The sequence below is a fragment of the Sphingobacterium humi genome (genome assembly GCF_009768885.1).
Lineage (GTDB): Bacteria > Bacteroidota > Bacteroidia > Sphingobacteriales > Sphingobacteriaceae > Sphingobacterium > Sphingobacterium humi.
The window spans coordinates 83517-96352 of record NZ_WSQA01000004.1 but is presented as its reverse complement, the minus strand read 5'-3'; the positions used below and the strand labels follow the sequence as shown (position 1 = coordinate 96352).

Below are 12836 nucleotides of genomic sequence, written 5' to 3'. Positions count from 1 at the left end.
ATATAAATGGAGTTAAAATTAACCATGAATAATGCAGAGCTAAGAAACGAGGATGAACTAAAATCAAGAAAAGCCAAGAAGTTTAACTTGTGGCTAGGCATGATCGGTATGTTCATGATGTTTGCTGCGCTATCAAGTGGTTTTATTGTATATACGGCTAGTGGAGTTGATAAAGGAATAAAAACTATCCTTCCCTATGCGTTTATCTATAGTACCGCGGCTATCGTGTTAAGTAGTATTACGATGCACCTAGCCTATAACGCTGTGAAGGCGAATCAGACTGGAAAACAAAAGATGTTCCTGCTGATTACCATTGTATTGGGCGTTGTGTTTTTCTTTTTACAAGTGAATGCCTGGTCGGTATTGTTTGAAAGAGGAATTACCTTCGTGAATTCAAACGCTTCACAATCGTTTATCTATGTGTTTACAGGCTTACACCTGGCACATATTATTGCCGGCGTATTGGTTTTAGTGCGTTGTTTTATCGGGGCAGCCCGCAACATCGCACCTAGCGACAACCTATTCCGGATGGAAATTGCCGCCATTTTCTGGCATTTTCTAGATCTATTATGGATTTATATTTATGTTTTCTTACTTTTGAATCAATAACACTAAACAATGAGTACAACAGTATCGCAATTGGATAAGGTAAAAGACGGACCTTGGGGCGGAGGAAAATCTCCTTGGAACTTAGAGTACGGAAAGATCATGATGTGGTTTTTCTTGGTATCAGATGCATTTACATTCTCTGCATTCTTGATTTATTATGGTGCTCAGAAATTTGCGCAGCCATCATGGATTGATGCCGATAAAGTATTCCAATCTATCCCTGGAATTGCAGAATCCGGTCAGCCTTTGGTTTTCGTAGGTATCATGACTTTCATCTTAATCATGTCATCCGTAACGATGGTATTAGCCGTAGAAGCAGGTCATCGAAACTCGAAACATGAGGTCGTGAAATGGATGCTATGGACCATCTTAGGAGGTTTATGTTTCATCGGCTGTCAGGCTATCGAGTGGAGCCACTTGCACCACCAAGGCTTCTGGTTCGGTCGTAACCCAGCAACGGGATTAACAGATACCGACGCCATTGTCAATGCACTACAACCGTATTTTACGAAAGAGATTTCTTATACTGCGGCATTACAATTCTCTAACTTGTTCTTTACCATTACGGGTTTCCACGGATTCCACGTATCCATCGGTATCTTATTGAACATTATTGTATTGTCGATGACCTTGAACAATACCTTCGAAAGAAGAGGAACATACTTAATGGTTGAAAAAGTAGGTCTTTACTGGCACTTTGTTGACTTGGTATGGGTATTCGTATTTACCTTCTTCTATTTAATCTAATTTTTTGGTCTAAACTATTTATCACGAGAAAATAATGAGCAATCACGATCATATCGCAGCACATGATGCCCACGCACATGGCGAAGGAATGGATAAAAAACGTATCTGGTCTGTATTCTTTGTCTTATTGGCATTAACAGCACTAGAGTTCTTAATCGCATTAGGATTTGTGCATCACTGGGGTATCTTGCAAAAAGGAACATTAGTTAATGTAATCTATATTATTTTAACCCTAGTAAAAGCATTCTACATCGTTGCTTTCTTCATGCACTTGAAATTTGAGAAATCTAGTTTTATAGTATGTTGTAGCGTTGTATTCCTATTCATCATTTACTTTATCATTCTATTATTAGTAGAAGGTGACTTTTTACACGGAGCAATGACTCACCAACCTTTGTTCCCTCATAAATAAGATTTTGTAATGAGTAAACATACTCGTTCGAAGAACATATCAAAATTAATAATCCTGGCACTTGTACTTTTTGTGCCAGGATTTTTATATATACTGGTTAACAACATGGGCTCAAACGAATATGTGCGTTTGCCTGTGTTCGGCGAAAAGAGCCTCTCCGGTAAAATGAACCGTGTTATGGGGCGCGAAATACCCGATACGGTTTTCCATCTGGTAGAACCTTTAGGCCTTGTGGACCGAAAAGGGGAGCAGGTTCCCTTTTTGCAATCAGATACCGTCGTGTCTGTTGTTCATTTGTTCTATTCGCGCGATTCTGCCCTTTCCAGACAGCTGATTCATGATTTAAGCAGCATAGCTGAACGCTTTAAGGAAAATCCGAAAGTGAGGCTGTATTCCATCAGTGTTGATCCTACAGACAAGTCTGCACAATTGGATCAGGTGATGGAGCCTTATGCTAAACTTGGAAATCCTAATTGGTTTATCTGTGAAAAACCGGCCGTAGACATTTTGGACTATGCACGCAAGCAATTGTTGATTGAAGGCATGGAAGATGCAAACGACTCCAGTAAGTATATTATCGGAAGTAACTTCGTCTTGTTGGATTCTAAACGCCGTATCCGGGGGATTTATGATATCAGTTTAAAAACGGAAACGGGTAGACTGGAAGATGAAATTAAAGTACAACTTGTAGAAGAAATTAGAAACAGACCCTTAAAAGTAGAGAAGAAGTAATATGGGAATGACTGAAGAAGAAAAGAAGTATAAAGGAATAATCTGGACCCTATCTATTATTATTCCGATTGCAGTTGCTGCTTTATTTGGTATCAACTTGAAACGTATGGGGTTTGATGTGGAGCCTTTAGGCTTTTTACCACCCATCTATGCGACCATCAATGGGCTTACGGCCGTGTTGCTAGTTGTTGCTGTAGCGGCCATAAAACGTGGTAATGCAAAACTGCACGAGAATTTGATTAAGCTGTGCATGGTTTGTTCCAGCTTGTTTCTTGTGATGTATGTGGCCTACCACATGACTTCTGAATCGACCTCCTATGGTGGTGAAGGGATGATCCGTACGGTTTATTTCTTTATTCTAATCACTCATATCATTTTATCGGTGATTATTATCCCTTTTGTATTGTTTACCTTTGTGAGAGGAATTGCAGGAGCCTATGAACGCCATAAAAAACTAGCCCGCATAACTTACCCTATGTGGTTGTATGTGGCAGTTACAGGGGTTATTGTTTACCTGATGATTTCACCTTATTATACCCATTAATAGAAAGGGATACACATGAAAAAGATTTGGATATACCAAGCTGACCGCTTTTTTACTCAACCGGAGCTGCAACAGGCGCAGGAACGCTTGAAAAGCTTTATTGCCGAATGGACTGCTCATGGTAGCCAGTTGGCCGGTACGGCAGAGATAAAACATAACCTCTTTGTTGTGTTAACCGTTGATGAATCGTTAGCACAAGCTACAGGTTGCTCTATTGATAAATCCGTTCACCTGTTAAAGCAGCTAGAAGCTGACTTGCAGATTGATTTATTCAATCGCATGCTTATTGCTTACCGCGATGCTGAAGGCAATATTCAATTGGTTTCCCGGGATGTATTCGATGCTCTGTATAAAGAAGGGGAGATCGATGAAAATACCATCGTATTCAATAACTTGATTCAATCTGCCGATGAGCTAAGCTCGAAATGGGAAGTGCCATTGAAAGACAGCTGGCACGCTTCGGTGTTTAAGAAATAATATACGCTATTTAAGAAATAAAAGAAGATCCGCATCATATCGATGCGGATCTTCTTTTATTTCTTGTCTACGCTTAAGCGCCCCGGCCCCATTAAAGCAAATGCAATGTAAATGGCCATCAACTCGATGGCATGAGATGCCCCGGATAGTCCATCCCCTTTGCTCAGGTGCATAATCATAGCGATTAGCATGGTGAAAGCCAATAGCCAAGAGGCAGGCCGACTCCATAAGCCGATTATCAATAAGAAGGAAGCTACTGTTTCTGTAAATCCAGCCGAGAAGCCCCATACCGCGGGAAGAAAGTTAATCCCGATATTTTGCATTGATTTCCCAATGGCCGTCCAGCCCTCAACACCGCCCATCAGCTTGGGAATACCATGAAAAGCAATCATAGTTATACCAACCACCACTCGAATAAGAAGGAGGCCGATATCAGTTTTTGAATTTCGCATGTTTTCGTTTGTGTTCTGGTTAATGTGATTTCCAATATAGGAAAATTTTGTGAGGTATTCCGTAGTATTAGTATTAGAATAGTACATTTTGCTGTATCTTTGTGCCTTACATACGAGTTTAGTTTTCATCTTAATTGTCGAATCAAATTGGATATTTTTAGTAAACAACGCTATACCATTACTTCGGCCTTGCCTTATGCCAATGGCCCTTTACATATTGGGCACCTTGCAGGTGCTTATATTCCCGGCGATATCTTCGTACGCTTCCTACGCTTAAATAATAAGGATGTAGTTTATGTATGTGGCTCTGATGAACATGGTGCTGCCATTACCATTAAAGCCAAGAAAGAAGGCGTAACGCCAAAGGAAATCATCGATAAATACAACAAGCAAATCAAAGAGAGTTTCGAGGACTTCGGTATATCCTTTAATATTTACCACCGTACCTCGGAGCCTATCCATCATGAGCTGTCGCAAGAATTCTTCTTGAACCTATATGAAAAGGGAGAGTTTATCGAGCGCTTTTCAGAACAATATTACGACGAGGAATATCATCAATTCCTTGCCGACCGTTATATCGTAGGTACTTGTCCGCATTGTCAAAATGAAGGCGCCTATGGCGATCAGTGTGAGAAATGTGGTACTTCCTTAAACCCAACGGATTTAATCAATCCAAAGTCTACCTTAAGTGGTAAAACTCCGGTTTTGAAGGAAACCAAACACTGGTACCTGCCTTTGGATAAATACCAACCTTGGTTAGAGCAATGGTTAATCGAAGGCAAGAAGAATGTATTGAAATCTAACGTATTCGGGCAGTGTCAATCTTGGTTGAAATCAGGATTACAGCCACGTTCTATGACCCGCGATTTAGATTGGGGCGTAGATGTGCCACTTGCCGAAGCTGAAGGTAAAAAACTATATGTATGGCTAGATGCGCCTATTGGTTATATTTCTGCAACCAAGCAATGGGCCATCGATGAAGGAAAGAACTGGGAAAGCTACTGGAAAAAGCAGGCGAATCCGGAAGACGATGCTACGCTGATCCATTTTATCGGAAAAGACAATATCGTATTCCACTGCATTATCTTCCCGGCGATTTTGCATGCCCATGGAGAATATATTCTTCCTGAAAACGTGCCGGCCAATGAGTTCTTGAATTTAGAAGGCGATAAATTATCTACTTCCAGAAACCATGCGGTTTGGTTGCATGAATACTTACAGGAATTCCCAGGTAAACAAGACGAATTGCGCTATATGTTGACTTCCATCTTGCCGGAAACTTCCGATAGTGAGTTTACTTGGAAGGATTTCCAAGCTCGTGTAAATAATGAATTGGTCGCTATCCTTGGTAACTTTATTAACCGGGTGATGGTATTATCCCATAAATACTTCGATGGGCAGGTGTTGTTAGGATCTCCTTTAACGGATGCCGATCAGGAAGTGTTAAAAGAACTAGCTGGATTCCCGGACTTAATCAAACAATCTTTATCGCAGTACCGCTTCCGTGAGGCATTAGCACATTTTATGAATGCCGCCCGCTTAGGAAATAAATACTTAGCCGATGAGGAGCCTTGGAAAGTCATCAAAACGGATGAAGAACGCGTGAAAACCGTTCTTTTCGTAGCTTCGCAAATCGTGGCTAACCTAGCTGTAATGGGACAACCTTTCTTACCATTTACCAGCCGTAAGATCTTCGAAATGCTAAACTTCGCACAAACAGATTGGGCAAGTGCTGGCAGCGCAGATCTTTTAGCATCAGGCCATACCTTAGGCGAGACACAATTGTTATTTGAAAAAATAACCGATGAGCAAGTGGAATTCCAATTGAATAAATTGGTTCAAGCGAAAGCAGCAAATGCCTTGGCTGCGCCGAAACCTGAGCAAAAGGCTAACGTAAGCTTCGATGACTTTGTGAAAATGGATATCCGCGTAGGAAGAATCTTAACGGCAGAAAAGGTAGCCAAAACGAAAAAACTATTAAAGCTAACCATTGATACAGGCATCGATAAACGTACCGTTGTATCTGGTATTGCAGAATACTTTACTCCAGAGGAAATCGTAGGAAAACAAGTGTCGATCTTGGTGAACTTAGAACCTCGTGAAATCAAAGGAATCCAATCGCAAGGGATGATCTTGATGGCAGAAGATGCTGACGGTCGATTAGACTTCGTGAGACCTGACAGCGATATTTCTGTAGGCAGTGGTATTCGCTAAGCTTTAACTAAGAACCATACAAAAACGGGGTAATCGATAAGATTGCCCCGTTTTTTTGTAAAATGCCGTAAACTTCTGTTAAAATTTGTTAATTCCAAATCCTGCTGACACGAAAGGCATATGAATTGCGTTTAGTATATAAAGCAAAAGTAATAAGAGTAAAAATTTCATAATTTAGGTTAATAATTGGTTTGGTAAAATCCTGAAGCTCCCCGCTTCAGGATTTTTTTATGAAATACGATTAGCTCTTTTTCTCCAGCGCTTTATCGATTGCTAGGAATATCAAAAAGAAAATAAAGGAGGGAACCACCCAGCCAAGCTCGTAAGCGAAGAAAGGAATCTTGTTCAAAATCGCTAAGCTATCGGCATGCAAGACACCTAAATATTTGCAGAGGTTCAAACCAGCAATAATGCTAGATGCAATGAGTGCTCCCACATAAGGCAGTTTATGTTTTACGAAGGCTCCGAAAAGCACAATGTAAAGGACTAATGTGATGACAATAGGGTATACAAAAATCAAAATTGGATAGGCAAAGCTGATGATATTATCTACACCCGTAATCGAGAGTAAACAAGATACCACGCAACAGGCTGTCACTAATACTTGATACGAGAGCTTTTGCTTGGTCAACTGCGAGAAGAATGTCCCTACGGCAGAAGTTAAGGCAATGGCCGTCGTTAAACAGGCCAGCGCGATACTTAAGGCGATAGCAATCATGCCATAATGCCCGAGGATAGCTTTCGAAATGTGGATCAATAATTCCGATCGTTTGATTGCGAGATCATGGATTCCTGATGTCGCTCCTAATTGTATTAAGCCGCCGTAGATTAAAAACAAACAGATGGCCGCGAGTAGACCTGCAGCAATGACGACCTGATTCTTCGCTTTCATGGTACTGTAGCCTTTTGTTCGGGCCGCAGCGATAATTATACCGGCAAAGATTACAGAAGCCAATACATCCAGGGTTTGGTAGCCCTCTGTAAAGCCTAGCGTAAAGGACTCTCCTGCATTTAAGGACTCTCCACTATAATCGGCAATCGGGTTAAAAATACCGATTCCTATCAAGCCCAATAGCAGGACTAGCAATACCGGTGTCAGGACATTACCAATAATATCCACCACTTTGGATGGCGATATCGTCAATAGCCAAGTCAGGCCAAAGAAAGCGATGGAAGTCCATACCGGATTAGAACCTGGGAAATTCGGTAAGATACCGACCTCAAAGGTGGTTGCTGCTGTTCGGGGAATGGCGATCATGGGGCCAATGCAAAGCATGATGACACTGCCTAAAACAGGAGCAATGGTTTTATTCACCCGGCTTCCCAAATCATTGAAGCTGTCGCCAGAGTTGACTATGGATAAAATACCAAAGAAGGGGAGCATAATGCCGGTAAGCCCGAAAGCCAGGATGGTAACCCATACATGGTCTCCTACTTGTAATCCGATAAAGGGTGGTAAAAGGAGGTTGCCGGCCCCAAAAAACATAGCGAATAATGCAAATCCAATGGTAATAATATCTCTTGTCTTCTTCAAAATATGGGTTATGTTAATAAAATAAATCCACCAATTGCCTCGCTTCTTTCACATCATGCACGCGCAATAGTTGCACGCCACGTTCCAAAAGTAAGGTGTTTAAGGCGGTTGTTCCTGCTAATACTTGGTCCGGACTGCTATGAATCTTTTTATAAATCATTGACTTCCGGGAAATGCCCCCTAAGATAGGGAATCCCAGATAATGTAGTTCATTTACCCGTAATAATAATTCGTAATTCTGCTCGATGGTTTTTGCAAAACCATAGCCAGGGTCCAGAATAATATCTTTAACGCCTAGGCTTCGAAGCTGCGCAATACGCTCGCCCAAGAAATAGGCAACATCATTGACTAGGTCTTCATAGTCGGTCAGGCTTTGCATGGTCTTGGGGGTGCCCCGCATATGCATCAGAATATAGGGAACTTGTAAATCTGCGACAGTTTCAAACATCAGCGAATCTAAGGTGCCGCCGGATACATCATTTATCATATGAGCACCAGCCTGAATACAAGCTGCAGCAACCTCTGCACGGAATGTATCAATTGACAGTATCGCCTCGGGAAATTCTTGACGGATCGCTTCAATTAAAGGTACTGCTCGACGAATTTCCTCTTGGGCATCAATCTCCTGTGCCCCCGGACGGGTAGAGTAGGCGCCGATATCAATAATATCTGCACCATCGGATAAGAGCTGCGCTGCATGTGCTATTGCAGCCCCTTGGTCGGTATATTTTCCACCATCAAAAAAGCTGTCGGGCGTCAAGTTTAGAATGCCCATGATCCTGGGTTTCTCAAAACTCATCAACTTACCCTTTAAGTTGATGCTTTGGGTAGGGTTCGTTTTAAAAACAGACATAGCAGCGTTATTTAGAATAAAATAAGGCTGCAAATGTTATTTACAGCCTTATTTTAGCATTGTTCTTTTATTTTACAACAAGAACCCCGTCGGCTACGACGGATATCTCTTGCTTGGGCTTATTGATTTTAGCAATTTCTTCCTTGCTTTTGCCCCTATCTTCGGCATAATGCTTCTGCCATTCTACCGTCGTTTCTTTTACCTTGGCTTTCCCTTCTACAACGACTGTCTTTCCAACAAGGTCTTGCGGTACGAAATAGGCATAGTCTGTAAAGCGAACCATAATAGGATCCTGCTCACCTTCTCTTTTCAAGAGTAAGAAACAGCCTTTTTTCTTACACACTTCGATTACTTCACCTTCAATCTTTCCATTGAAGGCTTTATTATTATCAAAGGAAGAGGCTAGTTTTTGAACAGAAACAGCACCTGTTTTATTTATTTTCTTGCCGTAATTTACTCCGGCCTTTGCAGGAGCAATCGGACTCTGTGCCTGGCTTACCGTGAAGCAGGCAAATAGAGCTACTAATAATGTGATTAAATGCTTCATCTTATTTTCTAATAAATTCAAACTTTCCACTGGGGTCAAGTTTCATAATGCTAGATGCCTGATGCTTTCCAACATCATCTTGACCATATTGTACAACATAATCTACAGCTTCCTTTATGGCCTCGCTCACTTCAGCGAAGTTTTGTGCCGTCGCTTCTCCGGAGATGTTCGCCGAAGTAGAAACAATAGGTTTCCGAAAACGCTTGATCAACTCCTCACAGAACGGATGTTTTACAATCCGGATCCCGATACTACCATCCTCTGCAACCACATTCGCCGCCAAGTTTTTCGCTTGCGAATAGATAATCGTCAGGGGCTTATCTGCTACTTCAATCAGTTGGTAAGCCACTTCGGGTACTTCCTGCACATAGCCTTCCAATTGGTAGTCGTTTTCCAATAATACAATTAAGCTCTTGCCCTTATCGCGTCCCTTAATGGCATAAATCTTCTCCACAGCTTCCGGATTGGTGGCATCACAGCCTAATCCCCAAATGGTATCCGTCGGATAGAGGATCACCCCACCCGCTTTCAGCGTGTCTAGGGCTTGTTTAAGATCTTCCTTATCGTAATACGCTTTCATGTCTTTAATAAACCGCTATACAGCAACGTTATGCTCACGTAAAGCATCATTTAAAGACGTTTTCTTGTCTGTTGAGGCCTTGCGTTGACCGATGATCAAGGCACAAGGTACTTGATATTCCCCTGCTGGGAATTTCTTGGTATAAGAACCTGGAATAACCACCGAGCGCGCAGGAACATAACCTTTGTATTCTTTAGGCTCAGGACCTGATACATCAATAATTTTTGTCGAAGCCGTCAATACCACGTTTGCACCCAATACTGCCTCTTCTTCTACGCGAATTCCTTCTACGACAATTGCACGAGAACCCACGAATACGTTGTCTTCGATAATAACCGGAGCCGCTTGAACAGGTTCAAGTACACCTCCAATACCAACACCACCGCTTAAGTGCACATTTTTACCAATTTGCGCACATGATCCTACTGTTGCCCAAGTATCGACCATGGTACCTTCATCTACATAAGCACCGATGTTTACATAGGAGGGCATCATAATAACCCCTTTGGCTAAGAAAGCACCGTAACGAGCGGAAGCACCAGGAACAACACGAACGCCTAATTCTTTGTAATTGGTTTTAAGCTTCATCTTATCATGATACACGAAAGGCTCGTTTTTGATTACCTCCATGTTACGGATTGGGAAGTAAAGAATAACGGCTTTCTTAATCCAGTCATTCACAAACCAGGTTTCACCCATCGGTTCAGCCACACGAAGCTCTCCTTTATCCAGGTGTTGAATGGTAAATTCAACCGCTTCGTAATATTCTTTATATTCTAATAATTGTCTGTTTTCCCAAGCTTCTTCAACAAGTTTTTTAAGAATGCTGCAGTCTATCATAAGTTCTATACACTAAATTTTTAAATCACAAATATGGAAAATTTTGTTGATAACTAGGTCACTAAAGGGCTAAAATTAAGAAGATATCCATATTTTTGTGGCATGGCAGAAGCAGAAAAACTGAGGATTGACAAGTACTTATGGGCTATTCGCATTTTTAAGACCCGTAGTTTGGCAACAGAAGCCTGTAAAGCAGGTCGTGTGAAGCTCAATGGGCAAAATGTAAAACCTTCTTATGTCGTGAAAGTTGGTGAAACATTTACCGTGCAAAAAGGGATTGAACGGAAGGTTATTTTCGTGACCGGCCTCTTGGAACGCCGTGTTGATGCTAAAACAGCCGTGCAGTTTTATGAAGATCAAACACCGGTGGAAGAAACCTATGGCTTTAAATCCGCCTTCCATGCACCTATTTTAAAGCGTGATCGAGGAACAGGACGCCCAACGAAGAAGGATCGCCGGGAAATCGATGACCTCAAAACGGATTGGTGGGATACAGAAAATGAAGAGTAACAAACTTGCCTTCGCATTTTTTATCTTATGTACCCTTATGTGCATGGGCATAGCTATGCCTACATGCCAAGCCCAATCTCAAACCAACAACCTCAAGCATAGAGTAGATTCCATCGAGCGTGAGCTGTATAAAACGCTGAGTCACAAACTGACCTACGAAAAGGAAAAAGTAAGTCGTATAAATCGCTTAAAAGTACAATTACAGCACGCACATAGCCCCCAAGAAACCTACCAGATTCAAAAAGCCTTGTTTAAGGCTTTCGAAACCTATCAAATCGATTCGGCTATACGCTACATTACATTAAATCAGCAAATTGCCCAGCAGTTGAATGACAAGCCGCTGATCCTGGAATCCTCCATCTTACTTGCCGGATTGTATTCTTATGCCGGGAGGTTTATCGAGTCTAATGATATGCTGAAGTCCATTCCTCGATCGGAATTGAATAATCAGCAGCTGATAGATTATTACCAAAGTTATTCCGACTTCTATTCCCATTACGGGCAAAGCTCCAATTATGCGGCGTACTTCGGCCTGAGCGAACATTACCGCGATTCCTTGATTCAGGTGTTACCAAAAGAGTCCTTGGCCTACCGCATCAACATCGCCACAAAAAAGCTCTTCCGCAATCAGGAAGAAGAAGCCGAAAAGGAACTGAAACAATTGCTGGGGGAGTTGAAAGAAAATCAACGCGAACGTGCTGTTGTCGCCTATTTAATAGGCTTGATCTATAAGCAACGAAACGACCTGGATAATCAGATATACTATTTCGGAATATCAGCAATCACCGATATCAAAAACAGCATTCGGGAAAATGCCTCCCTGCAAAGTCTGGCGCTGGCCTATTTTGAAAAGGACAATATCGATATGGCTTATATCTTTATCCAAAAGGCCATGGAGGATGCGATATTCTGTAATGTTCGCTTCAGAACAGTGGAAAACTCCTCCTTTTATCCTATTATCAATTCCGCCTTTCAGGAAAAGGAGTCGCAACGGAAAAACGAACTCAAAACCTATCTCTACGTCATCTCGGTCTTAAGCCTTTTGCTATTGATTGTTTTTATCATTGTTTACCAACAAATGAAGCGGCTTAAAGTGGTGCGAAAAGACCTGAAAACGGTCAATGAGACCCTGTATAGCTTGAATGATGAATTGCTGACGACTAATAAAGACCTGCAAGAGGCCAATCACATTAAGGAGGAGTATATGGCGCAATTCTTCGAAATCTGTTCTTCTTATATTGATAAGTTGGACTCCAGTCGAAAAGGCATCCTCAAGAAATTGGCAAACAAACACTATGATGAGTTAAACCGGGAACTAAAATCCCAAGATTATATTAAAACGGAACTGGAAGATCTCTATCATCACTTCGATATCATCTTCCTCAATCTATATCCTACTTTCATCCAAGACTTCAATAAGTTGTTGAAAGAAGAAGAAAGGATAGTCCTCAAACCAGATGAATTACTCAATTCCGAGCTTCGTATTTTTGCGCTGATTCGCTTGGGTATTTCCGACTCCACAAAAATTGCGCGCTTCCTGCGCTACTCCCTCCGTACGGTGTATAACTACCGCGTTAAGGTTCGTAATAAAGTAGTAGGATCCAAAGACAACTTTGAAGAAAACATAAAAAGTATCGGAAATCTGCATGTTTAACCCTGAAAAAGGGTTACTTTTATTGATGCTGAAATATGCTTAAATCGCTGTGTGATAGCGGTATTTATGCTTGTTGAAGTTACTTTTTTGCCTTAACACACTAAAAACCGGATAAACTCCATTCAAGGCTA

15 protein-coding genes are annotated in these 12836 nt (G+C 41.5%); 9 read left to right on the top strand and 6 right to left on the bottom strand.

Going from position 1 to position 12836, the window contains the following annotated elements:
- The first annotated feature begins 6 nt into the window (after positions 1-6).
- The 6 genes from GQF63_RS06465 to GQF63_RS06440 all read left to right on the top strand — a co-directional run bounded on the left by GQF63_RS06465 (position 7) and on the right by GQF63_RS06440 (position 3521).
- A complete protein-coding gene (locus tag GQF63_RS06465; protein WP_160368403.1) occupies positions 7-609 on the top strand; it encodes a cytochrome c oxidase subunit 3 in 603 nt (200 codons plus the stop codon).
- A gap of 9 nt (positions 610-618) precedes the next feature.
- On the top strand, positions 619-1356 hold the full coding sequence (locus tag GQF63_RS06460; protein WP_160368402.1) for a cytochrome c oxidase subunit 3: 738 nt from the start codon (positions 619-621) through the stop codon (positions 1354-1356).
- Positions 1357-1390: 34 nt separating this feature from the next.
- Positions 1391-1768, top strand: coding sequence for a cytochrome C oxidase subunit IV family protein (locus GQF63_RS06455; protein WP_160368401.1), 378 nt, complete (start codon positions 1391-1393; stop codon positions 1766-1768).
- A gap of 105 nt (positions 1769-1873) precedes the next feature.
- On the top strand, positions 1874-2500 hold the full coding sequence (locus GQF63_RS06450) for an SCO family protein (RefSeq protein ID WP_246163359.1): 627 nt from the start codon (positions 1874-1876) through the stop codon (positions 2498-2500).
- 1 nt (position 2501) lies between these two features.
- Positions 2502-3044 (top strand): DUF420 domain-containing protein, encoded by a 543-nt coding sequence (locus GQF63_RS06445; protein ID WP_160368399.1) that lies wholly within the window; start codon positions 2502-2504, stop codon positions 3042-3044.
- A gap of 15 nt (positions 3045-3059) precedes the next feature.
- A complete protein-coding gene (locus tag GQF63_RS06440; RefSeq protein ID WP_160368398.1) occupies positions 3060-3521 on the top strand; it encodes an ABC transporter ATPase in 462 nt (153 codons plus the stop codon).
- 56 nt (positions 3522-3577) lie between these two features.
- On the opposite strand, the gene GQF63_RS06435 is transcribed toward GQF63_RS06440, so the two are convergent.
- Positions 3578-3973 (bottom strand): DoxX family protein, encoded by a 396-nt coding sequence (locus tag GQF63_RS06435; RefSeq protein WP_160368397.1) that lies wholly within the window; start codon positions 3971-3973, stop codon positions 3578-3580.
- Between the two features lie 147 nt (positions 3974-4120).
- Here GQF63_RS06435 and metG point away from each other — a divergent pair, with 147 nt between their 5' ends.
- Positions 4121-6187 carry a methionine--tRNA ligase gene (gene metG, locus GQF63_RS06430; RefSeq protein WP_160368396.1) on the top strand — a complete coding sequence of 689 codons (2067 nt, stop codon included), beginning with the start codon at positions 4121-4123 and terminating at the stop codon, positions 6185-6187.
- A 241-nt stretch (positions 6188-6428) separates the two neighbouring features.
- Here the strand turns inward: metG and brnQ are convergent, their stop codons facing one another.
- The 5 genes from brnQ to GQF63_RS06405 form a co-directional block, all read right to left on the bottom strand.
- On the bottom strand, positions 6429-7721 hold the full coding sequence (gene brnQ, locus GQF63_RS06425) for a branched-chain amino acid transport system II carrier protein (protein WP_212592483.1): 1293 nt from the start codon (positions 7719-7721) through the stop codon (positions 6429-6431).
- A gap of 13 nt (positions 7722-7734) precedes the next feature.
- Positions 7735-8574, bottom strand: coding sequence for a dihydropteroate synthase (folP, locus tag GQF63_RS06420; RefSeq protein WP_160368395.1), 840 nt, complete (start codon positions 8572-8574; stop codon positions 7735-7737).
- Positions 8575-8641: 67 nt separating this feature from the next.
- On the bottom strand, positions 8642-9121 hold the full coding sequence (locus tag GQF63_RS06415) for a DUF4920 domain-containing protein (RefSeq protein ID WP_160368394.1): 480 nt from the start codon (positions 9119-9121) through the stop codon (positions 8642-8644).
- A gap of 1 nt (position 9122) precedes the next feature.
- A complete protein-coding gene (locus GQF63_RS06410; RefSeq protein WP_160368393.1) occupies positions 9123-9701 on the bottom strand; it encodes an L-threonylcarbamoyladenylate synthase in 579 nt (192 codons plus the stop codon).
- 15 nt (positions 9702-9716) lie between these two features.
- Entirely contained in the window at positions 9717-10541 is an 825-nt protein-coding gene (locus GQF63_RS06405; protein WP_212592482.1) for a 2,3,4,5-tetrahydropyridine-2,6-dicarboxylate N-succinyltransferase, read from the bottom strand.
- Between the two features lie 102 nt (positions 10542-10643).
- On the opposite strand from GQF63_RS06405, the gene GQF63_RS06400 reads away from it, so the two are divergent.
- Together GQF63_RS06400 and GQF63_RS06395 are read left to right on the top strand one after the other, a co-directional pair.
- A complete protein-coding gene (locus tag GQF63_RS06400) occupies positions 10644-11051 on the top strand; it encodes an RNA-binding S4 domain-containing protein (protein WP_160368392.1) in 408 nt (135 codons plus the stop codon).
- Positions 11052-11106: 55 nt separating this feature from the next.
- Entirely contained in the window at positions 11107-12705 is a 1599-nt protein-coding gene (locus tag GQF63_RS06395) for a DUF6377 domain-containing protein (RefSeq protein ID WP_160368391.1), read from the top strand.
- Positions 12706-12836: the final 131 nt, after the last annotated feature.